This is a genomic window from Streptomyces beihaiensis (assembly GCF_026274175.1).
In the GTDB taxonomy this organism is placed as follows: Bacteria; Actinomycetota; Actinomycetes; order Streptomycetales; family Streptomycetaceae; genus Streptomyces; species Streptomyces beihaiensis.
The window spans coordinates 25623-47812 of the sequence record NZ_JAPHNL010000035.1 but is presented as its reverse complement, the minus strand read 5'-3'; the positions used below and the strand labels follow the sequence as shown (position 1 = coordinate 47812).

Genomic DNA, 22190 nt, shown 5'->3' with positions numbered 1-22190 from the left:
GGCGTGCGGGGCGGCCCCGCAGCCTCTAACTTCAGGTGATGCAGAGAGAGCGGAAAGAGCTGAGGGTGGCGGCGTACGCCGTGTGCGTACGTGACGGCCAGGTGCTGCTCGCGCGCTGGATCGCACGCGACGGCAGCAAACGCTGGACGCTGCCCGGCGGCGGCATGGACCACGGCGAGGACCCCTACGACACCGTGATCCGCGAGGTCGACGAGGAGACCGGCTACGTCCTGCGCCCCACCGCGTTCCTCGGTGTCGACTCGGTCCTGCGCCGCTACCCCCGCTCGGCGGGCCGGGTCGCCGACTTCCACGGACTGCGCCTCGTCTACGAGGGCGAGATCACCGGCGGCGAACTCCGCCACGAACAGAACGGCTCGACGGACATGGCCGCCTGGCACGACCTCGCCGTGGTGGACGCCCTCCCGCACGTCGAACTCGTCGACGTGGGGCTGCGGTTGTGGCGCGAGCGCCCCGCCGACGGGCACGCTCTTCCCCACGAGGTGAACCCGAAGTGACCGGCGCCCCACCACCCGGCCACCCGCGCATGACCGGCACAGGGCCCCGCCGGACGCCCGAGATCCACGTGGTGTGATCGGCGGCGCGCGTTGCGTCGCCGTTCACGCGAGGGCCATCCCCGCTGCCAACGATCCAGTACGAGCGGGTCGCCCGGGCCCGGCCGCACCCGCGGCCGACCGCCGCGCTCGCCCCGCCGCACCGCACTCGCCGCCTTCGTCCAGTTCACCGACCTGCACCTGGCCGACGTGCAACACCCGTTGCGCTTCGAGTACGTGAGGTCCGCTATGGCGAGCGCCTGGCGCGCGCAGACGAACCTGGACGCGTCGACCCAGTACTACACATTCCGCGTCAGCGACGACGTCGTAGGCGTCAGCCTCGACACCACCGACCCGGGCGGCAACTACCAGGGCTCGATCGGCGCGGCCCAACTGAAGTGGCTGGAGCGCAAGCTGGCTCAGGCGGCCCGGGACGGCGACCAGGTCCTGATCTTCTCCCACCACACGAGCAAGACGATGACGAACCTGCGCACGAACCCGCACCACCGCGGCGACGAGCGCCACGGCGGCGCGGAACTCGTCGCCCTCCTGGCCCGCCACCGCCAGGTCCTGGCCTGGATCAACGGTCACAGCCACAAGAACGACATCACGCCGCACAAGGGCGAGCACGGCGCCCCCGGATTCTGGGAGATCTCGACGGCATCCCATGTCGACCACCCGCAACTGGCCCGGGTGATCGAGATAGCGGACAACCACGACGGCACGCTCTCGCTCTTCACCACGCTCATCGAATCGGCGGCACCGCACCGCACGGATTTCACGGACCTCAGCCAGACGGGTCTGGCGGCCCTTTACCGCGAACTGTCCTTCAACGCGCCGGGGGCGAGGAAGACGCTGGCGGGAAACAGGGAGGACGGAAACACGGAACTGCTCCTGAAGAAAGCGTAGAAGCGGCACAGGTGAAGGGGTGGACGGACGGCCTGCCCGCCCACCCACCCCTTCACTCCCCTCCTGGGCACCGCACCCGGCATGCCTACCGGGGCAGCACCACGACATACGCCGCCGGATCACGCTCGTCGGAGGTCATCAGGGCGGTCCGTACGACGGTGGCCTGCTGCTCGACGGACTCGCGCAGCTTCTTCGGGGTGATGTGCACGACCGTGATACCCAGCCGCTCCAAGTGCTCCCGCTTACGGGCGTACTCGCTCCACAGCGCGTCCTCGTCCTGCCGCGGGGCGCGGGTGTCCAGCTCCACGGCGACCGCGTGCTCGGGCCAGTACGCGTCCACGCCGCCGAGGTGCGGTCCGCCCGGCAGCCGCAGGTCGACGTTCCACACCGGGTCGGGCAGCCCGTGCTCCCGCACCATCGCGTACAGCCGGTCCTCGGCGATGGCCCGCCCCTCGGCGAGCAGCGAGTCGACGGCGTCCACCACATGAGGCCGCGTCAGCAACCGGCACTGGTTGAGCTCGCGCACCACGGCGGCAGGCTCACAGTGCCCGCCCCGCACGGCCTCGGTGAGCAGCCGCCGCACCGCGTTGGCGTCGGAAAGACCGGCCACGGCGTCGGCCAGCGCCCGCGGCACCGGCGCCACGGGCACGCCCTGGAGCTGAACGGGTGCCGGCAGCCAGGTGGCCCGCACCAGCCGCGCGAACTCGGTCGACCGCAGCCGCCGGGTGCGCGGCACGAGCACGTCGATGTGGTCGAGGGAGGCCGCCGGGGGAGCGGCACAGAACCCGTGCAGGCTGAGCGCGGCGAGCCCGGTGACCATGGCGTCGCGGTACGGGGAGGCGACCGGCCCGTCGGGAACGGCGGCGGGACCCGGCGTCGCACCGGGCGCGGGCTGCGAGGGCACGGCATCCATACGCGTCCGGGTCGCCTGCACCCGAGCGGCGTACAGCAGCACGGCGTGCAGCCGCTCATCGCTGGTGGGCGGCCCCGGGTGCAACAGGAAAACCCCGGGCAGCAGTTGCTGCCACGGCCCACCCTCCCGGCACTGCTCCTGCGCGACGGAGTGGGACACGCCGTGCGCCTTGAGCTGCGCGCCACTCATGACGCGCCGCTGGTTGCGGCTGAGGTGGCAGAGGGGGAGCGGGCGGGACGAGAGCGGGGCGGGGGTGTTGTGGTTCATGACCCGGACATTCCCGACGGCCACGCCCCCGCTAACCGCTGTTACAGTCCCGTCGACAAAACCGGACAAGCCTGCACTAAAGCTTGCACCCAAGAATGCCGAAAACCCCAGGCGGGCCCGGGGGTTACGGCTGGGTGTGGCTGGATTCGGTAACACCCGGGAGGCGGGGTCGGTATTCAAACCGGGCCTTGACAGGGATCCGTCAGCGAGTTCCAATGCCGCGACTGTGAATTTGATGTGACCATAAGAGCGGGGAACTGTGTTGTCGCGGCGGGGGAATCATGGGCGGACGTATGCGCGGAGATCGGTCTGAGCGGAGGGGCCTCGGTCGACAACGGGTCGATCGTGCTGGACGGCGTCGGCGACGCTGCCACGGCACCGGGCTTCGACGGGCCCGGCGCGAACAAGGCCCGGCAGCGGGCCGCCCGTGACCGGAAGGCCGCGCGGTGCAGGCCCCGCGGGCCGCGGCGGAGCGCAAGGGTGCTTGGCCCAAGAGCAGTGAGGCCACGGGCAGCCTGAAGCACGGCAAGGCGGGAAGGGTGTCGCCCGGCGGTGCCCCGGTCACCCTGCGGCCGAAGTCCACGTCCGCTCTTGACAGGAGCCAGTCCCCCAGATCCAATACGCGTCCTGTGAAGGAATTGCGAACGGGGAAAACCGGGTGAGTGCGGGCGTGGTGGGCGGCCAAGGCGTCTACGAACGGTTGTTTGCGGTTGAGGGGTATGCAGAGGTGCGCCGGATCGCAGAGGAGCGGCTGGCTGCCGAAGGGCCCGATCCGGCGCAGTACCGATGGCTGGGGCTCGGGCACATGGCGGAGGACGAGGATGATCACGACGCCGCCGCGGAGACGGCGTTCCGGCGCGGGTTGGAGCTGGCGCCTGATGACATCGACCTGATCGCCGCATACGCCGAACTGTGCCTGCGCGCAGACGGCTTCGACTATCCCGGGCGGGCGAAGCGTGCGCCGCAACTGGTTGCCCGGCTTGAGGAACTGGCTGCCGGGTCCCCGCAGGACCAGCATGTGCAGGACGTGTTGGCGTGGCATCGGCGTGGCTATTTCGCGGACTTCCGCCTGAGGACGGTGGAAGCGATGGGACGCCGGGCTCAAGTGGACCAGCAGAGTGCTGATCTCGATGCCGCGCTGAACGCCCGACGTGCGGACCGCGCAGTCTCCGCCGACCTTCAGCCGTCTTTGGACCTGTCCCCGACCACGGTCCCTGAGCGGCATCGGGAGGCTGTGACGGCCGCGACCTTGGAGGAACTCTCCGGCAAGGCCGATGCGCCGGCGCGGTTTCTCGCGAGGAACCGGGCCGGCGCGTGGGTGGTGGCCACGGGGCTGTCGTTCGCCACGAACCGGCTGTTGCGGACGTTCGGCGTGGTGGACGGGATCTCCCTGTGGGGCTTCCTCTGGTTCGTGCCGCTGCTGCTTCTCGACCGCCGACTGGCCGCCGCTCGTGCACGGGCGAGGCGGGCGGTCATCGCCCGTGTCGTCGCAGAGGGTCCTGGTCCGTCAGGGGAGGGCAGCGGAGAGAGCGTGTCCGCAGACTGAGGCTGGCCTCGGCAGCTGACAGTTCTGCGCGCGAGGTGGCAGTCGCGAGTCGGTGACCGCGCTCGTCGCGGCAGCACTCGGGGCCTCGGCCGTTGACAGCTGCACGGTCCGATCGGGCCGGATACTCCTCGAGATCCTGTACCACCCGGACGACGGACTGGCCGCCGACTTCATCGGATGACCGTTCACGATCGAGGCTGAGGCCGACGACCCAGCTCCCATTCTTGTCGCAGCGGAGTCCCGTTGCCGCCCGCGACTTCGAGGACAAGTTCCCGGACGTGGGCGGCAAGGCGGTGGGGGCGAGCTGGTGGAGCCGTCAGAGCCGGTGGAGCCGGAGGATGCGGTGAGTTGACGGTGTGGCTGGGCAGGTTTTTCGACGCTGCCAGCTGGAGCGGTAGCTCCAAGGGCTCACCCGCACCCGCCGATCGTCACCACCCGCGCCCAACCCGGAGGCCCCGGCGGCACGTAGTCCCGGTCGTCCTCGGCCGAGGACGAGGCGGAGGCGGAGGCGGCACGGGGAAACAGGCCCACCACGGTGCGGCACGGCGGCCGGGACGAAGGCCACGGGGTCTGCCCGTCCGTCAGGGCGACGATCACGTCGGGGCGGGCGGAGCCGGAGCGCAGAGCACGGGCGAAACCCGAGCGCAGGTCCGTGCCGCCGCCCCCGATCAGCTCGATGTTCTCCGCGCGGCACAGTGGGACGGCGACGCCGGCCGCCGCGTCGCAGGACAGCACCGAGACCAGGTCGCGCCGACCGCCCACCGCCCGTGCGATCGCCGCGACTTCGAGCAGTGCGCTGCCGAGCTCCGCGTCGCTCACCGAACGGGAGGTGTCGATGACGACGCAGACCCGCGGCGGTGTACGGCGCAGGCTCGGCAGCACCACCCCGGGCACGGAGGCCGAGCGCCGCGACGGGCGGCGGTAGGTGTGGTTCTCGCCCACCCCCGGAGTACTCGCCGCCGAGCGCACCGCCGCCCCGAGCAGCTGTCGCCACGGCTGGGGCGGGTGGAACGCCTCGTCCGCCCATCTTCGCCAGCCGTCCGGGGCGTTCCCCGGACGGCCCCTGATGCCCTCCGCGACCCGGAAGCGGACCGCGTCGCGCTGCTGGCGGCTCAGGCCGTGGGCCCCGTCCGGCCCCAGCTCCCACGGTCGCGGCTCGCCGTCGGCGCCGCTGCCGCAGTCCAGCCAGGCGAGTTCGGGCGGCAGGCCGGACATCGACGCCGTGCGCAGGTACTCCTCCATCAGGAGCCCGTCGGGCAGACGCAGCAGAGAGGGGCGTACCACGCCGTCGGGTGTCGGCAGGCCGTCGCCGTAGATGTCGTCGTTGATCTCGAAGTCGGCGGCGATGTTGCGGCGCAGGCGTTCGCCCGGTCCGTACGCCTCGTGGTGGCGGGCGTAGCGCTCGCCGCGCTCGTGGTGGTCCCGGAGCAGGTGGGAGACCTCGTGGACCCAGACACCCGCCAGCTGCTCCACCGGAGTGCGGGCCACGAAACCGGGGGAGACGTACACCCGCCAGTGCGCGTCCACGGACATCGTCGGCACCGACCGGTCCTCGACCACGTGCAGCGCGAAGAGCGCCGCGGCCAGGTAGGGGCGGACCCGCACGGCGTGCAGCCGCGCCGTCAGCAGCTTGTCCATGTCCAGGGGGAGCCGGCGACCGTGGCCTGCTCCGGTTTCCGTTCCGGCGGGGTGGCCTCGTACCGGAACCGGCTGTCGTACGGGTTCCGTCATCGGCTCGCCCTCCGTACCTGCCCGGCCGTGACCCGCGCCACCGAACGGTCCGCGCCTTCGGTGAGGCCGATGACCGGGGCGAGGCGCTCCAGGGCCTCCGGGACCTCCCAGTCGTCGCGGCGCAGCCCGGCCAGCGCCTTCGCCGGGCCCACGAGCAGGTCGGGCGAGCCGGTCTCCATGGCGCGGACGAGCAGCGCCCAGGCCGCGGCCCAGCGGTCGTGCTCCGGCCGCGCCCCGACCGCCGCGACCACGCCCTCCAGCGCCGCCTGCCGCAGGTCACCGCGGGCCGGGAGGTCGGCGGCGGACGGATCGGCGAGCAGGGACTCGGGGTCGGGCAGCTCCAAACGGTCCAGGTGGGCCATGAGTTCGAGGCCGGGGCCGTCGCCGACCGCGCCCCGGACCAGCAGCCCGAGGACGTCCCGCGACACGTCCGCCGCCGTACCGAAGGCCAGCAGCGTCAGTGCCGCCTCCCAGCTGCGTGGCGAGGGCCAGGCGCCGCCCCGGCGCGTCTCGCTGCTGGGCAGCTGGTGGATGAGGTTCGGCCGGGCCTCCAGGAAGCCGCAGACCGCGCGCCGCGCGTACGCCGCCGCGTCCGTGAGCCGCTCGGGTGCTAGCCGCGGCAGCCTGGCCCTCGGCCAGACGCCGCCGAGGCCGCGTACGACGACGTCCCGGTCGTGCACCCAGTGCAGGTGCACGAAACGGTTGGCCAGCGGCGGGCTCAGCTCCCAGCCGTCCGCCGCCGAGGCACGCGGGTTGGCCGCCGCCACGATTCTCACGCCCTGCGGCAGTTGAAGGGCGCCGACCTTGCGTTCGAGGACGACCCGGAGCAGGGCGGCCTGGACGGCGGGCGTGGCGGTGGACAGCTCGTCGAGGAAGAGGAGGCCCCGCCCGGCGCGCACCAGTTCCACCGCCCACTGGGGTGGCGCCATAGGCACGCCCTGGGTGGCGGGGTCGTCTCCCACGATCGGCAGGCCCGAGAAGTCGGACGGCTCGTGGACACTGGCGATCACTGTGGTCAGCGGAAGGTCGAGCGAGGCGGCGAGCTGGGTGAGCGCGGCCGTCTTGCCGATGCCGGGCTCGCCCCAGAGGAGGACGGGCAGGTCGGCCGCGACGGCCAGCGTCAGCGCCTCCAACTGTTCGTCGTGGCGCGGCTCGATGGTGGTCGTGCGCAACAGGGTCAACAGGGAGTCGGACAGAGTCATCTGGGCGTTCGAAGGCATGGGCATCACCTGAGGTAAGTAGGAGAAGGCGGAGGAGAAGGGGAAGGCGAAGGCGAAGGAGAAGGAGAAGGAGAAGGAGAAGGAGAAGGAGAAGAAGAGAGCGAAGGCGAGCGAGAGCGAGCGCGAGAGCGAAGGGAGAGGGTCGGCGGAGAGAGGTGAGGCAGGGAAGGGGGGAGGCAGGGAGGGGGGATGTAGGGAAGGGAGGAGGGAAGTCAGCGGTGCATGCCCGTACGCGGCCTGGCCCGGCTGGTCGACTTCTCGCGCGGTACGGCGACCGCACGGCGGCCGATTCGGCCGAAGCCCGTCTCCACCGGATGCGCGACGGTGAGCGGACGGTCGAGCCCTGACCGGTACAGCCCCTGGGCGACGCGGCGGTCCGCGGCCGCCTCCAGCTCGGCCTTGAGCGGTCCTTCGCGCAGCAGGGCGGCAGGGCCGAGCAGGCCCTCCACCACGCTCAGCGCGCCGGTCACGTCGCCGTGCCGAAGCCGCTCGCGTACCGAGGGAAGTGCCTGCGGGGCGCGGTGCGCCGCGTCGATGGCGCGCAGGCACGGCAGCGGGGGCCCGCCGAGCGCCATGAGCAGTGCCTCGCAGCGCAGTTGGGCCGGGTCGTGGTCGACCGCCGTCAGTACCCCGTCCCGCAGTGCGATCCGGTGGGTCTCGCCTCTGCAGAGCACGCGGTGCGGGTCGCCGGCGGGGGCGACCGGAGGTGGTGGCGGCGCCACGCCGGGTTCCGGCAACGCCGTCGCGACGAGCGGGTGCAGTTGCCCGTGCGTGATGAGCCCGGAGTGCAGAAGTTCGAGGTCCGGCAGGGTCCGGGCCGCCGCCTCCGGCAGGACCGGGAGCGCCGCGATCTCCTGAGCGGGCGGCGGCTGTCGCACTGGGCGGAACGTCGGCGCGTGAGCGTCGTCGGGGGCCACGAGGGTCAGTACGGCGATGTCGCGCGCGCCGAGCCGCACGGTGAAGGTGCCGCGTGGGCGGCCCTCGGCCCGCAGCAACAGCTCGGCCTCGTCGGCCCAGCGTCCGGTCGCCCATGTGTCGGTGACGGACCTGGAGCCGCACCGCTGGGCCAGCTCACCGCTGCGTGTGGCGTCCCACAGATGCCGATGCAGATCGAGGCGGAAACGCCGTTCGGGGTGCGGGTGCGGGTGCGGGTGCGGGTGGGGGTGTCGGTGCGGGTGCGCATCGGCGTGTGTACGCGTACGTGTGTGCGCGTCCGCGCGCGTGCCCCCGCCTCCCTCCCACACGGCCAGCGACATCCGCTGCCCGCCCTCGGCCTGGGCCGGTGGCGTCCGCACCACGAGGTGCAACGCGGTGTCGGAGCCCGAAGTGGAGCCCGAAGTGCCGTACTGGGCCAGGGAGATGGTCAGTCCGGCCCGCAGCAGCCCGTCGGGCGCGACGCGCGGCATGTGCCAGCGCAGCAGATCCGGCGCGAGTCGGCGCAGGTCCGCGCGGAGGCGGGTGGCGAGGTCGGTGCCGTAGCGGTGGCGCACGGCGCGCAGATCGAGATCGACGTCGACCCGGGCGGCGGCACAGGCCCCGGCCCAGTCGCCGACGGCACGCCGTGCGGCGGAGGTCTCGATCATGGACGGTGGCACGGCGTACTCACGCACGCGCTGCCACATCAACAGGCGGGTCGGAAACAGGCGGGTCGGAAACCGGTTCGCGGGGGAAAGTGCCATCAGCACTCACCTTGCGCGAACGATTCCCCCATTCCGTACGAGGTGAAATTCGTCATCGCCCGCATGATAAACACGCCGCTCGTGATCTGTCAGCCGCGTTTCCACAGTGCGCGGGCCCCGGTGCCGCGCAACGCAACGCCGGGGCCGGGCCCACCCGTTCGCTCAGCCCGCCTCAGCCGAGGACGAGAGACTCGTCGCCGAAGTCGGCGACGATCTTCAGGCGCCCTCCGAGGGCCGCGACACAGGCGGCGAGGGTTTCGACCTCGGTGCGGGTCACAGCACCCTTCTCGATCTGGGAGACTCGCCCCTGAGTGATACCGAGGCTCTTGGCGACATCGGCCTGGGTCATGTGCCGGCGCTTGCGGACCTCGGCGAGCCGGTGCGCGCGGACCTCCGCGAGCATGGTGGCAGTCTGTTCCTCGACACTCACCTGTTCCTCGGGGGTCAGTTCGAGCTCGTCTTTGAGGTCGCCCCAGTCGATCGCTTTGGCCGTCTCGGGCTTGAGGCTGCTCATGATTCCTCCTCCGTGTACGCCTCGTAGGCGGCTTCGGCTTCCTTGATCGCGGTGCGGTACCAGCCGCTCCAGTTCCCGGATTTGTCTCCACCGACCAGGATCACAGCGTTGCGCTCGGGGTCGTCGAACACGAACAGCATGCGCACCGCGGTGCCGCCTTTGGAGCCAGGGCGCAGTTCCTTGAGGTTGGGCATGCTCGATCCGGCAATGCGACCGACGAGCGGACGTCCGAGAGCTGGGCCCTCGATCTGGAGCACGTTGAGCGCGGCGGTGATCTGGGTGAGAGTGTCAGGTCAGTCTTACGGAGCTCGTGAATCCAGGTGCGCGCCGGTTCCACGACGATGATCCGGAAGGGCGTGGGCTCGCTCTCTCTCGAACATTACGCAAGCGTAATATCAGGCATGCCTGATGTTCGGCCTGCCCCTGAACAACAGGGGCGGTGCCTACCGGCCCGCCGCGCCCCCGTCGCACGCCTGCCCCCGCAGCGCCCGCGCCAGGTCGTCGCGCGCCTCCAGGACCAGCCGCCGCAGCGCCGGTGCCGCGTCGGCGTGTTCGGCCAGCCACGCGTCCGTCGCCGCCAGCGTCTCCTCCGAGTCCTGCAACCCCGGGTAGAGCCCGCGCACCACGTCCATGCCGATCTGGATCGACCGCTCGGCCCATACCCGTTCGATCGCCGCGAAGTAGCGTTCCGCGTACGGCGCCGTAAGGGCCCGCTGCGACGGCTGCTGGAAGCCCGCGATCGTCGCCTCCACCAGCGCGTTGCTGAGCTGGTCCGACTCCACGACCTGGGCCCACGCCTGCGCCTTCACCGCCTCGCTCGGCCGCGCCGCCAGGCACCGCACCTGATGCCTCTTGCCGGAGGCCGTGTCGTCGCGGGACAGCTCCGCCGCCAGTGCGTCCTCGTCCGCGGCCCCGTACGTCGCCAGCGTCTCCAGGAACGTCCAGCGCAGCTCCTGGTCGACGTCGAGCCCGTCGATCTTGCCCGTGCCTTCCACAAGACCGCTCAGCAGCCGCAGGTCCGCCTCGCTCGACGCCACCGCCGCGAAGAACCGCGCCCACGTCAACTGGTGCTGGCTCCCCGGCGCCGCGAGCCGCAGCTCCTTCAGCGCGCCCTCCGCGAGCAGCCGCCCGCCCTCCTCGCGCCACTGCGGAGCCGCGTAGTTGACCAGCGCCGAACGGGCCCACGCGTGCAGCATCTGCAGCACCCCGATGTCCGTCTCGCGCCCGGCGAACCGCAGGACCAGAGCCACGAAGTCCCGCGCGGGCATCAGCGCGTCCCGGGTCAGGTTCCACAGCGCCGACCAGCACAGGGCGCGGGCCAGCGGATCGGTCATGTCACCGAGGCGCTCGCGCAGCGTCGCCAGCGAGTTCTCGTCGAAGCGGATCTTGCAGTACGTCAGGTCGTCGTCGTTGACCAGGACCAGCTCGGGCGCCTCGGCCCCCGCCAGTTCCCCGACCACCGTGCGCGGGCCCTCCACGTCGACCTCCGCGCGCGCGTACCGCTCCAGCGCGCCTTCGGCCGTACGCCGGTACAGACCTACCGCCACTCGGTGCGGGCGCAGCTCAGGGTGGGAGGCCGCGGCCTCCTGCACCACCGCCAGCTCGGTGACCAGGCCCTCCTCGCTCAACGTCACCTGCGGGGTCAGCGAGTTGACGCCCGCAGTCTGCAGCCAGGCGCGCGACCACGCCGCCAGGTCCCGGCCGCTCGTCTCTTCGAGCGCCGACAGCAGGTCGGCCAGCTGCGTGTTCCCGTACGCGTGCCGCTTGAAGTAGCGCCGGGCGCCCTCAAGGAACGCGTCCCGCCCCACGTACGCGACCAGCTGCTTGAGCACCGACGCGCCCTTGGCGTACGTGATGCCGTCGAAGTTCAGCTTGGCGTCCTCCAGGTCGCGGATGTCCGCCGTGATCGGGTGCGTGCTCGGCAGCTGGTCCGCCCGGTACGCCCATGCCTTGCGGTTGTTGGCGAACGTGATCCATCCGTCCGTGAAGCGCGTCGCCTCCACCATCGAGAACGATCCCATGAAGTCGGCGAACGACTCCTTCAGCCACAGGTCGTCCCACCACTGCATGGTGACCAGGTCGCCGAACCACATGTGGGCCATCTCGTGCAGGACGACGTTGGCCCGGCGCTCGTACGACGCCTGCGTGACCTTCCCGCGGAAGATGAACTCCTCGCGGAACGTGACCATGCCCGGGTTCTCCATCGCGCCGAGGTTGTACTCGGGCACGAACGCCTGGTCGTACTTGCCGAAGGGGTACGGGTAGTCGAAGTGGTCGTGGAAGAAGTCGAGGCCCTGCTTGGTGACGGCGAACACGTCGTCGGCGTCGAAGTACGGGGCCAGGCCCTTGCGGCACATCGCGCCCAGCGGGATGGTCAGCTTGCCGCCGTCCGCCGCCTCCCGCTCGTACGTGTCCGTCACATAGTGGTACGGGCCCGCGACGACCGCCGTGATGTACGTGGAGATCGGCTTGGTCTCGGCGAACTTCCACACGCCGTCGACCAGTTCACCGACGCCGTTGGACCAGACCGTCCAGCCCTCCGGCGCCTGCGCGCTGAAGCGGTAGGGCGCCTTGAGGTCGGGCTGCTCGAAGCAGGCGAAGACACGGCGTGCGTCGGCCGGCTCGTACTGGGTGTACAAGTACACCTCGCCGTCCTCCGGGTCGACGAAGCGGTGCATGCCCTCGCCGGTGCGCGAGTAGGCGCAGCGCGCGTCCACCACCAGCTCGTTCTCCTCGGCCAGGCCCTCCAGGTGGATGCGGCTGCCGTCGAAGACCGCCGCCGGGTCCAGGTCCTCGCCGTTGAGCGACACCGCGGTCACGGACGGCGCGATCAGGTCGACGAACGTGCTCGCCCCCGGCTCGCCCGCCCGGAACCGGACCGTGGTCACGGAACGGAACGTGCGCGGCCCGTCGCCGCTCGTCTCGTCGACGGCCGACCGCAGGTCGAGGGCGACCTCGTAGCCGTCGACGGACAGCAGACCCGCCCGCTCGCGGGCCTCGTCGCGGGACAGATTCTCAGCGGGCACGGGCGGCACTCCTTCGTGACGTCTGAACTGGGGTGTCCTGGTCCTGGGGCAGGCCCTTGTGGGGCCGCCGCGGACGCTTACGATCCTCGCACGGGCCCCGCGCGGCGGACATCCGGGAATGCGGGCGGCGCCGTGTGCGTTCTCGCGGCCGAGACCGGCCGGTGAGTCCGTGCGGCCTCGCGATCTCGTGAACTTCCTAGGAGAGCCATGTCCGAGAAGACCCCCGTCGACTTCTGGTTCGATCCGCTCTGCCCTTGGGCGTGGATGACGTCGCGCTGGGTTCTTGAGGTGGAAAGACTCCGTGACATCGAGGTCCGCTGGCACCTGATGAGCCTCGCGGTCCTGAACGAGTCCAAGCTCGACGAGCTGCCCGAGCAGTACGCGCAGATGATGCGCACCACGGCCTGGGGCCCGGTCCGCGTCGTCATCGCGGCCCAGGAGGAGCACGGCGCCGAGGTGCTCGGTGACCTGTACACAGCGCTCGGCACCCGGATCCACAACCGTGGCGAGGGCCCCACGAAGGAGGCCGTCGCCGGTGCGCTGGATGAGGTCGGCCTGCCCGCCGCCCTGATGGACCACTGGGACGGCACGAAGTACGAGGCCGAGCTGCGTGCCTCGCACAAGGAGGGCATCGACAAGGTCGGTCAGGACGTCGGCACCCCGGTCATCGCGGTGCCCGGCGCCGACGGCGGGCAGATCGCCTTCTTCGGACCCGTGGTCACGCCCGCGCCGAAGGGCGAGGAGGCGGCGAAGCTGTGGGACGGCACGCTGATGGTCGCGTCCGTCCCCGGTTTCTACGAGATCAAGCGGACCCGCACGGTCGGCCCGGTCTTCGACTGAGCCTCGCGTCTCGCTTCTCGCGCCGTCGCGGTTCTCCGCGCCCGCCCGTGAGGGCAACGGGCCCCCGCGCACCTCGTGTGCGCGGGGGCCCGTCCTTTCTGCGCCCGCCGCCGTGCCGGTGAGAAGACGATCACGAGGCGGGACGTCTCACGGCGCCAGGAGGAGGTCCGTGGCGCGCTCCTTCGCGGCGGCGTAACGCCTCGCCACGTCCTGCCAGTCGACCACCTGCCACATGGCCTCGATGAAGTCGACCTTCTGGTTCTTGTACTGGAGATAGAAGGCGTGCTCCCAGGCGTCGAAGACGAGGACCGGGGTCGAGCCCTGCCCGACGTTGCCCTGGTGGTCGTAGACCTGCTCCACGATCAGCCGCCCGCTCACCGGCTCGTAGGCGAGCACGCCCCAGCCGGAGCCCTGTGTGGTCGCGGCGGCCTTCGTCATCTGGGCCTTGAACGCGGCGAACGAGCCGAAGGACTCCCGCAACGCGTCCGCCAGGTCGCCCACGCCGTCCGCCGCGTGTGGCTCGCCGCCGCCACCGTCCTTCGGGCTGTTCATGTTGTGCCAGTAGATGCTGTGCAGGATGTGGCCGGAGAGGTGGAAGGCGAGGTTCTTCTCCAGGCCGTTGAGCGTGTCCCACTGCTCCTTGTCGCGGGCCTGAGCCAGCTGCTCCAGGGTGTCGTTGGCGCCCTTCACGTACGCCGCGTGGTGCTTGTCGTGGTGCAGCTCGATGATCTCCGGGTTGATGACCGGTTCGAGCGCCGCGTAGTCGTACGGAAGTTCAGGAAGCGTGTACGTGGCCATGTCCGTCCGTGTCCTCCGACTGCTCACTTCTCGCCTGTCGCGATGGCTTATTGCAAGTAATATGCAAGTGCAGGCTATCAGCAAGAGGAGGCAAGGGGCGGCAAGGGGCAGTAAGAGGGGCGTGTGATGACGAGAAGCGCCCGCCCGCCTCCCGCCTTTCGAGACGAGAAGGCCCCCGCGACGACAAACCCCCGCGACGACAAAGCCCCCGCGACGACAAAGCCCCCGCGACGACAAGGACCCCCGGGCCGACTGGCCCGGGGGTCCTTGTGACGGGGGAGGTGGTGAGGCGAGCGTGCCGCGGGCGCTATGCCCGCTCCGCCGCCTTCTGCCGTACGTACCCGACGATCGCCAGCACCACCGTCAGGCCGCCCGTGTAGTACAACTGCACCCGCGTCTCGTGCTCACGGGCCATCAGGACGAAGACCACGACCATCGCGAGCAGCGCCACGACGGTGAGGTACGGGTACAGCCACATCCGCACGACCAGCCGCTCCGGTGCCTCGCGCTCCAGCTTGCGGCGGAGGATCAGCTGCGAGACGGCGATGAAGAACCAGACGACGAGGATGATCGCGCCGATGGTGTTGAGCAGCCACTGGAAGATGTCGTTGGGCCGCCAGTAGCTCAGCACCACGCACAGGAAGCCGAACACCGCCGACAGCAGTACCGCCACCCGCGGCACCCCGCCGTGCAGGCGACCGATCGCCCTGGGCCCCTGACCGCGCGCGACCAGCGACGTGGCCATGCGCGACGCACCGTAGATGTTGGCGTTCATCGCGGAGAGCAGCGCCACGAGCACGACGACGTTCATGATCTGGGCGGCCCCCGGGATGCCCAGGTGGTCGAGGGTCGCCACGTACGGGCCCTTGGTCGGGATCTCCTTCGCGGTCCACGGCAGCAGCACCACGACCACCGCCATCGACCCGACGTAGAAGAGCGCGATGCGCCACATCGCGGTACGGACCGCCTTCGCCACGCCCTGCACCGGGTGCTCGGACTCGGCGGCGGCGATCGTCACCGTCTCCAGACCGCCGTACGCGAACACCGAGGCGAGCAGGCCCACGATCAGGCCCTCCGACCCGTTGGGCATGAAGCCGCCGTGGCCGGTGAGGTTGGACGTGCCGGGCGCGTCGACGCCGGGCAGGAGCCCGAGGACGGCCAGCACCCCGATGACGAGGAAGAGGACGATCGCGCCGACCTTCAGCGTCGCGAACCAGAACTCGAACTCGCCGAAGTTCTTGACCGCCGCCAGGTTGGTGACGGTGAACAGCACCATGAACACGGCGACGAGGCCCCACTCCGGTACTCCGGGCAGCCACGCGTGCACGATGCCCGCCGCGCCGATGCCCTCCAGGCCCACGGCGACGCAGAGCAGGAACCAGAACGCCCAGCCCGCCGTGAAGCCGGCCCAGGGGCCGATCGCCCGCTCCGAGTGGACGGAGAACGAGCCGGAGGCCGGATAGGCCGCCGCCATCTCGCCCAGCATGCGCATCACGAGCATGACGAGCGCACCGGATATCGCGTAGGCGAGGACGATCGAGGGGCCCGCCGCGGCGATGGCGGTGCCGGAACCCACGAAGAGCCCGGCGCCGATCACACCGCCCAGGGCGATCATCGAGAGGTGGCGCTGCTTCAGGCCGTGCGACAGCGTCGGCTCGGTCGGCGCGGCCTGATCGACGGGCTGCTGCTCGACCGCGCTCTCTGCGAGGGACTGCGGTGACGTCCGCGACATGGATCGACCCTGTTCGGTAGCTGGGGCGGGTAACGGTGGCGGGGCGTAAAACGGCCACAGTCTGAGCGGATGCCCGCTCAGGGGGAATGCCCTTCCGGAATACGGACACCACGCTCACACGAGGTGACGGAGTCGTCAACGGTCCGTGTCCAAGCCGTCACCGCCCGGTCGCGCAGTGCCGTTTGGTGGGAGTCCACAGTGTTCCGGCCGTGCGGCCTCGGAGTGAAACGGCCGCCCGTGGCCCTGACCTCAGTGATGAGCGTCACGCCCGGACGGTGTGTCCGCGCAGCTGTTTGTGTGGAGCCCACCAAGACGGTGCTCAGGCATTTGTCGACCGGTGACCGTGATCGGCGCGAGCCCCTCGGGATAGCGTCATGGCGACACAGTCCTCCCAGGTTCCAACCTGCCCGTACGTACACACACCGCGGAGTCCCCATGGCCACAGCCGTCGTCACCGCCCGCCCGGGCCAGGTCCTCGCCGACCTGCTGCCCGCCTCCCGTACCAAGGACGCCGTGCTGGTCCTCGGCGGCGCCGCCCTCACCGGCCTCGCCGCGCAGCTGGCCCTGCCCGTGCCGGGCTCGCCGGTTCCGGTCACCGGGCAGACCTTCGCCGCGCTCCTGGTCGGCGCCGCGCTCGGCGCCCGCCGAGGCTTCCTGGCGCTCGCCGTGTACGCGGTCGCCGGTGTGGCCGGTGTGCCGTGGTTCGCCGAGGGTGCCTCCGGCGCCGCGATGCCGTCGTTCGGCTACGTCATCGGCCTGATGCTCGCCTCGGCGGCGGTCGGCGCCCTCGCGCGGCGCGGCGGCGACCGCTCGGTGCTGCGTACGGCGGGCACGATGCTGCTCGGCGAGGCGGTCATCTACGCGGTCGGCGTCCCCTACCTGGCCGTGTCCATGGGCTGGAGCCTGTCGCACGCCGTCGCCGCCGGCCTGGTCCCGTACCTCCTCGGCGACGCCCTGAAGGCGGCCCTGGCGATGGGCGCGCTGCCCGCCGCCTGGAAGTTCGCCGACAAGTAGCCGTCCGGAAGGCGGTCGTCGAACGCGAGACGCCCGGGCCCCCGCCGGATCATCCGGCGGGGGCCCGGGCGTTCGCTCGTCGTGAGGGCGGTCACTGTTCGGCGCCCGGCTACCGTTCGGCGTCGGCTACCGCTTGGCGGCGACCCGGTCCCGTACGAGCGAGACCGCGACCACGAACACCGCGACGAGCAGCGAGAGCAGCACCTGCTCACGGCCGCTGGGGTCGGTCAGCATGTAGACCAGCACGAACGAGATCGCCGCGATCGTCGCCCACGTCAGATACGGGAACAGCCACATCTTCACGGTGAGCTTCTCCGGCTGCTCGCGCAGGATGATCCCGCGCATCCGCAGCTGGGTGAAGCAGATGACCAGCCACACGAAGAGCGCGACGGCGCCGGACGAGTTGAGCAGGAAGGTGAAGACCGTGTCCGGCCACTGGTAGTTGAACCACACGGCGATGAAGCCGAAGACGACCGAGCCGAGGATCGCGGCCCGCGGCACACCGCGCCCGGTGGTCCGCGCGAACGCCTTCGGCGCGTCACCGCGCTCACCGAGCGAGAAGGCCATGCGGGAAGCCGTGTAGAGACCCGAGTTGAGGCAGGAGAGCACGGCGGTCAGCACGATGGCGTCCATCACCTGCCCGGCGTGCGGGATGCCGATGACGTTCAGGGCGGCGACGTAGGAGCCGTCCTTGAGGATCGACGCGGAGTTCCACGGCAGCACCGTCAGGACGACGAAGATCGAGCCCAGGTAGAAGATCGCGATACGCCAGATCACCGAGTTGGTGGCCTTGGTGACCGCCTTGCGCGGGTCCTCGGACTCACCGGCGGCCAGCGTGACGATCTCGCTGCCCATGAACGAGAAGACGACCATCAGCACCCCGGTGAGGATCGCGCCTGGCCCCTTGGGGAAGAACCCGCCCGCGTCGGTCAGGTGCGCCAGACCGCTGCCCGCGTCGTGCGTGCCCGGCAGCACGCCGAAGACGGCGAGCAGCCCGATGACGATGAACGCCGCGATGGCGACGACCTTGATGCCCGCGAACCAGAACTCGAACTCGCCGTACGAGCCCACGGACGCCAGGTTCACCGCGGTGAGCACGACCATCACGATCAGCGCCCAGCCCCACTGCGGAACCCCCGGCATCCAGCCGTTGAGGATCTTGGCCCCGGCGGTCGCCTCCACGGCGAGCACCACGACCCAGAAGAACCAGTAGAGCCAGCCGATGGTGAACCCGGCCCAGCGGCCGAGCGCCTGGTCGGCGTAGGCCGAGAACGACCCGGAGGTCGGCCGCGCGGCGGCCATCTCACCGAGCATGCGCATCACCAGGACGACCATCGCGCCGACCAGGGCGTACGAGACGAGGATCGCGGGTCCCGCGGCCGCGATGCCGGAGCCGGAACCGACGAACAGGCCGGCGCCGATCACACCGCCGATGGCGATCATCGACAGGTGACGGTTCTTGAGCCCGGCTTTCAGGCCGTCGCCCCCGGGCCCGCCGTCGGCGGCCGCGGGGCCGCCGGGCGAGTTTTCTTCCGTCGCAAGGGAAGGCTGCGAGGTCATGGACGAATCCTTAAGTTCTCTGAACACGAGCCCTCGCATTCAAAGCCCAGGATCGTCCTCGGTGGAAGAGCCGAGTCCGGATTGTTGTCTTTGTAACGTGCTCCAAACCCGCCGGAATCCGAACGGGAGCTCGACGGAATCCAGGGTCGGACGTACCGAAACGTCACGGTCACAAGGCCCTGGGGCCGTCCCCCCGGCCCCGGCGTGCCACACTCGGAGCCATGCGCGTGTACCTCGGCTCGGATCATGCCGGCTACGAACTCAAGAACCACCTGGTCGAATGGCTCAAGGCCCACGGCCACGAGCCCGTCGACTGCGGGCCCCACATCTACGACGCCCTGGACGACTACCCGCCGTTCTGCCTGCGCGCCGCGGAGCGGACGGCGGCCGACGCGGACTCCCTGGGCATCGTGATCGGCGGCTCGGGCAACGGCGAGCAGATCGCCGCCAACAAGGTCAAGGGCGTCCGTGCCGCCCTCGCCTGGAGCGAGCAGACCGCGGCGCTCGGCCGTGAGCACAACAACGCCAACGTGATCTCCATCGGCGGCCGCATGCACACCCAGGAGGAGGCGACGAAGTTCGTCGAGATCTTCCTGTCGACGCCTTACTCGGGCGAGGAGCGCCACCAGCGCCGCATCGACATGCTGTCGGCGTACGAGGACACGGGGGCCCTGCCCCCGATCCCGGAGGGCCACCCGCAGGGCTGAGCCCGCGAGCTCCCCGCTGTGCCCTCGATCGCCGAACGGGCTGGAAAATCAAGTCCCTCCGGCGATCGAGGAGCGGGGTCCGGGGCAAAGCCCCGGGGCAGCGAGTCCCACGACGCCGAGGAGTACGACGGCCGTGCCAGAAGGCCACACGATCCACCGCCTGGCCCAGGATCACGCCGCCCGCTTCCTGGGCCGCCAGACCACGGTCAGCAGTCCGCAGGGCAAGTTCTCCGACGCCGCGGCACTCCTGACCGGCCAGGACCTGACCGGCACCGAGGCCCACGGCAAACACCTCTTCCTCCGCTTCGGCGCGGCCGAGTACGTCCACGTCCACCTGGGGCTCTTCGGCAAGTACACGCTCGGCGAGACCCCGGCCCCGCCGCCCACCGACACGGTCCGGCTGCGCCTGCTCAACGACACCCACTACTCCGACCTGCGCGGCCCCACCACCTGCGCCCTCATCTCCGAGGGCGAGAAGCAGGCGATACACGACCGCCTCGGCCCCGACCCGCTGCGCGGCGCCGACACCCCCGACCGGGCGTACGCGCGCGTCTCCCGCAGCCGTACCACCATCGCCGCGCTCCTCATGGACCAGAAGGTCGTCGCGGGAGTCGGCAACGTCTACCGCGCCGAGGTCCTCTTCCGGCACGGCATCGACCCGTACACCCCCGGCAAGGACCTCACCGAGGCCCGGTTCACCGCCGTCTGGGACGACCTGGTGGCGCTCATGCGCGACGGCGTACGCGCCAACCGCATCGACACGGTCCGCCCCGAGCACACGCCCGAGGCGATGAACCGCCCCCCGCGCGTCGACGACCACGGCGGCGAGGTCTACGTCTACCGGCGCGCCCACCAGCCCTGCCACCTGTGCGGCACCGACATCCGCACCGCCGAACTCGCCGCCCGCAACCTCTTCTGGTGCCCGACCTGCCAGCCACCTGGCGCCCACTGAGCCGGGCCCCGACAGCCCCGAGCCGCAGTCCCGTCGTCATGCCCCATGCCTACCAGCGGCCGCGCGCCGCGGCGAACGGATCACGCCGTCGCCCCCGCCCCTCGGCGGGTGCCCGGAAAGTGGGACAACCGGGACCACCCGTGCACAGTCCCGGCCGCGGTGGATAAGGTCCACGAGCAATGGCGGTACGACGAGGAGAACGGCCCGTGCGCGAACGGCGCTCGCAGGCCGAGACGTTTCCGGCCCGGTTGAGGATGCGAATGCACCGGGTCCGCACCGCCGTGCGCAGATCCGGCGTCGACTACTTCCGCGGCGACGGCTCGGACTGGATCGCCCTGGCCGCGCTTCTGCTCACCGTCCCGCTGATCGCCGCCACCACCATCGTCGACCCGGTCTGGTGCGCACCCGCGGCGCTCGTCCTGCCGATCGTCGCGGGCGGCCTGCTGCTCCGCCCGGCCAGCCTCCTGGGCCTGTACGCCGCCTCCGCCTGCGCGCTGATCGTGGAGTCCGTCCAACTCGGCGCCTACACCGAACGCGACGCCGCCGTCACCCCCGGCACCGTCCTCACCGTCGCCGCGTGCGGCTTCTTCGGCCTGCTCATAGCGCAGTTCCGCAGCCGCGTCGGCGTGCCCTGGCGGCGCGGCGGCACCATGCTCTTCGACCTGCGTGAACGCATCCGCACCCAGAGCCGGCTGCCGAAACTCCCGCCCGGCTGGCACCGCGAGATGGCGCTGCGCCCGGCCGGCGGCCAGTCCTTCTCCGGCGACTTCGTCGTCGCGGCCCGCACCAACGAGGGCCGCACCCTTGAGGTCGTCCTCACCGACGTCTCCGGCAAGGGCATGGACGCCGCGAGCCGCGCCCTGCTGCTCGCCGGGGCCTTCAGCGGCCTGCTCGGCTCACTGCCGCCGCACGCCTTCCTGCCCGCGGCCAACGGCTACCTGCTCCGCCAGGACTGGGACGAGGGCTTCGCCACCTCCATCCACCTCGTTCTCGACCTCGAAACGGGCGACTACGAGCTCTTCTCCGCGGGCCATCCGCCGGGCCTCCAGCTCAGCTCGGGCAGCGGCCGCTGGGAGGAGAAGGCCGCCGAGGGCCCGCTGCTCGGCGTCTACGAAGGCGCCGAGTTCGACGCCACCAAGGGAACCCTGCGCCCCGGCGACGTCCTCATGCTCTTCACCGACGGCCTGGTGGAGACCTCCGAGCGGGAGATCGCCGAGGGCATGGACCGCCTCACCGGCGCGGCCGACCGCTATGTCAGCGGCGGCTTCCACGGAGCCGCCTGGCACCTCATCGAAGCGGTGGCCAAGGACGTCAACGACGACCGGGCGCTGCTGCTGATCTGCCGCGACGCCTGAGGGCGCGGCGTGACGCCTCGCGCCGCCCGATTCCACGAGCGGCGTCCGAACCGCGGACGCACCACCGCGCCATGGAAACGATCAAGCCGTTTTCCCGGTCAGCCGCGCTCACCCGTGGCCGACGAAGTGTCACCAGCCGCATACGCGGGCCGGGTTGGTGGCACGATGGTTCTGGCGGGGGTGTGCCGGGTCGTACCCCCGGGCCGGGAGAGCGGACCGACCAAGGGTGTGATCAGTGTGGCCATTTCGTTGTCAGTGGTGCTGTTGCTGGCGATCGTTCTCGTCGTGCTGATGCGCGGCGGATCCCTGAAGGCGGGGCCCGCCTTCGTGGCGGTGCTCTTCGGCTTCTTCCTGGCATCGACCGGGATGGCCCCGGACATCCAGAACTTCCTCAACTCCGTCGCGGACAGCATCAGCGCGATCAAGTTCTGAAAAGACCTCCGGCCCGGCCCACGGGAAGTGGGACCGGGCCGGAGGCCAGTGCACAGAGCGGGCGACGGGAATCGAACCCGCGTAGCCAGTTTGGAAGACTGGGGCTCTACCATTGAGCTACGCCCGCACACAGAGCACGCCGCAGGTCACTGCTGCTGAGCGAGTGCGGCACGGCAAGCATCGTAGCGGGTCGGGGGCCGCTCCCGCACACCCCGTTTCCGCGCCCCGTTCCCAGGGGGCGTCGCACTGTCCGCGGCCATGTACCCTACGTGTCGCACCGACGGGGTGTGGCGCAGCTTGGTAGCGCGTCCGCTTTGGGAGCGGAAGGCCGTGGGTTCAAATCCCGCCACCCCGACTCAGGACCCCCTCCGGGGCCGACTTCAAGATCGCATTGTGGGTGTGCTGCGGCGTGCCGTTACTATGCAAGCTGCATGCCCGTGTGTC

18 protein-coding genes, 2 tRNA genes and 1 pseudogene are annotated in these 22190 nt (G+C 70.9%); 10 read left to right on the top strand and 11 right to left on the bottom strand.

The window, feature by feature from the left end; all coding sequences use genetic code 11:
* Nucleotides 1-38: 38 nt before the first annotated feature.
* Complete coding sequence (locus OFY01_RS05110) at nt 39-515, top strand: NUDIX hydrolase (RefSeq protein ID WP_266596704.1); 477 nt, start codon at nt 39-41, stop codon at nt 513-515.
* A gap of 303 nt (nt 516-818) precedes the next feature.
* Nucleotides 819-1460: pseudogene (locus OFY01_RS05105) on the top strand (TIGR03767 family metallophosphoesterase); the annotation flags it as partial.
* 85 nt (nt 1461-1545) lie between these two features.
* On the opposite strand, the gene OFY01_RS05100 reads toward OFY01_RS05105, so the two are convergent.
* Entirely contained in the window at nt 1546-2640 is a 1095-nt protein-coding gene (locus tag OFY01_RS05100) for a hypothetical protein (RefSeq protein ID WP_266596702.1), read from the bottom strand.
* A 658-nt stretch (nt 2641-3298) separates the two neighbouring features.
* On the opposite strand from OFY01_RS05100, the gene OFY01_RS05095 reads away from it, so the two are divergent.
* Nucleotides 3299-4186 carry a tetratricopeptide repeat protein gene (locus tag OFY01_RS05095; RefSeq protein WP_266596701.1) on the top strand — a complete coding sequence of 296 codons (888 nt, stop codon included), beginning with the start codon at nt 3299-3301 and terminating at the stop codon, nt 4184-4186.
* Nucleotides 4187-4594: 408 nt separating this feature from the next.
* Here OFY01_RS05095 and OFY01_RS05090 read toward each other — a convergent pair whose 3' ends face one another.
* From OFY01_RS05090 to pepN, 6 genes are all read right to left on the bottom strand, one after another.
* A complete protein-coding gene (locus tag OFY01_RS05090; RefSeq protein ID WP_266596699.1) occupies nt 4595-5824 on the bottom strand; it encodes a vWA domain-containing protein in 1230 nt (409 codons plus the stop codon).
* Nucleotides 5825-5913: 89 nt separating this feature from the next.
* Nucleotides 5914-7137: an AAA family ATPase gene (locus OFY01_RS05085; RefSeq protein WP_266596697.1), complete on the bottom strand. Its 1224-nt coding sequence runs from the start codon at nt 7135-7137 to the stop codon at nt 5914-5916.
* Nucleotides 7138-7349: 212 nt separating this feature from the next.
* On the bottom strand, nt 7350-8816 hold the full coding sequence (locus tag OFY01_RS05080; RefSeq protein WP_266596695.1) for a hypothetical protein: 1467 nt from the start codon (nt 8814-8816) through the stop codon (nt 7350-7352).
* 172 nt (nt 8817-8988) lie between these two features.
* Complete coding sequence (locus tag OFY01_RS05075; protein ID WP_266596693.1) at nt 8989-9330, bottom strand: XRE family transcriptional regulator; 342 nt, start codon at nt 9328-9330, stop codon at nt 8989-8991.
* Entirely contained in the window at nt 9327-9587 is a 261-nt protein-coding gene (locus OFY01_RS05070) for a type II toxin-antitoxin system RelE/ParE family toxin (protein ID WP_266596691.1), read from the bottom strand. The genes OFY01_RS05075 and OFY01_RS05070 overlap by 4 nt, the downstream gene beginning before the upstream one ends.
* A gap of 186 nt (nt 9588-9773) precedes the next feature.
* A complete protein-coding gene (pepN, locus tag OFY01_RS05065) occupies nt 9774-12356 on the bottom strand; it encodes an aminopeptidase N (RefSeq protein ID WP_266596689.1) in 2583 nt (860 codons plus the stop codon).
* Nucleotides 12357-12563: 207 nt separating this feature from the next.
* Here pepN and OFY01_RS05060 point away from each other — a divergent pair, with 207 nt between their 5' ends.
* A complete protein-coding gene (locus tag OFY01_RS05060) occupies nt 12564-13196 on the top strand; it encodes a mycothiol-dependent nitroreductase Rv2466c family protein (RefSeq protein WP_266596687.1) in 633 nt (210 codons plus the stop codon).
* A gap of 147 nt (nt 13197-13343) precedes the next feature.
* On the opposite strand, the gene OFY01_RS05055 is transcribed toward OFY01_RS05060, so the two are convergent.
* Both OFY01_RS05055 and OFY01_RS05050 read right to left on the bottom strand, forming a co-directional pair.
* Nucleotides 13344-13994 carry a superoxide dismutase gene (locus OFY01_RS05055; RefSeq protein WP_266596685.1) on the bottom strand — a complete coding sequence of 217 codons (651 nt, stop codon included), beginning with the start codon at nt 13992-13994 and terminating at the stop codon, nt 13344-13346.
* 307 nt (nt 13995-14301) lie between these two features.
* Nucleotides 14302-15726 carry an amino acid permease gene (locus OFY01_RS05050; protein WP_266596683.1) on the bottom strand — a complete coding sequence of 475 codons (1425 nt, stop codon included), beginning with the start codon at nt 15724-15726 and terminating at the stop codon, nt 14302-14304.
* Nucleotides 15727-16161: 435 nt separating this feature from the next.
* Between OFY01_RS05050 and OFY01_RS05045 the strand changes: the two genes are divergently transcribed.
* Nucleotides 16162-16740, top strand: coding sequence for a biotin transporter BioY (locus tag OFY01_RS05045; protein ID WP_266596681.1), 579 nt, complete (start codon nt 16162-16164; stop codon nt 16738-16740).
* A 126-nt stretch (nt 16741-16866) separates the two neighbouring features.
* Here OFY01_RS05045 and OFY01_RS05040 read toward each other — a convergent pair whose 3' ends face one another.
* Nucleotides 16867-18300 carry an amino acid permease gene (locus OFY01_RS05040; protein WP_266596679.1) on the bottom strand — a complete coding sequence of 478 codons (1434 nt, stop codon included), beginning with the start codon at nt 18298-18300 and terminating at the stop codon, nt 16867-16869.
* A gap of 221 nt (nt 18301-18521) precedes the next feature.
* Between OFY01_RS05040 and OFY01_RS05035 the strand changes: the two genes are divergently transcribed.
* The 4 genes from OFY01_RS05035 (at nt 18522) to OFY01_RS05020 (ending at nt 21746) form a co-directional block, all read left to right on the top strand.
* Nucleotides 18522-19007, top strand: coding sequence for a ribose-5-phosphate isomerase (locus OFY01_RS05035; protein ID WP_266596677.1), 486 nt, complete (start codon nt 18522-18524; stop codon nt 19005-19007).
* 133 nt (nt 19008-19140) lie between these two features.
* Nucleotides 19141-19959 (top strand): Fpg/Nei family DNA glycosylase, encoded by an 819-nt coding sequence (locus OFY01_RS05030; RefSeq protein ID WP_266596675.1) that lies wholly within the window; start codon nt 19141-19143, stop codon nt 19957-19959.
* A 179-nt stretch (nt 19960-20138) separates the two neighbouring features.
* Entirely contained in the window at nt 20139-21314 is a 1176-nt protein-coding gene (locus tag OFY01_RS05025; protein WP_266596673.1) for a PP2C family protein-serine/threonine phosphatase, read from the top strand.
* A gap of 237 nt (nt 21315-21551) precedes the next feature.
* The gene (locus tag OFY01_RS05020) at nt 21552-21746 is read left to right on the top strand and encodes a hypothetical protein (protein ID WP_266596671.1); all 195 of its coding nucleotides are present in this window, start codon (nt 21552-21554) and stop codon (nt 21744-21746) included.
* Nucleotides 21747-21802: 56 nt separating this feature from the next.
* On the opposite strand, the gene OFY01_RS05015 is transcribed toward OFY01_RS05020, so the two are convergent.
* Nucleotides 21803-21873: transfer RNA gene (locus OFY01_RS05015), tRNA-Gly, on the bottom strand.
* 154 nt (nt 21874-22027) lie between these two features.
* On the opposite strand from OFY01_RS05015, the gene OFY01_RS05010 reads away from it, so the two are divergent.
* Nucleotides 22028-22101 (top strand) — tRNA-Pro (locus OFY01_RS05010).
* The last annotated feature ends 89 nt before the right edge of the window (nt 22102-22190 follow it).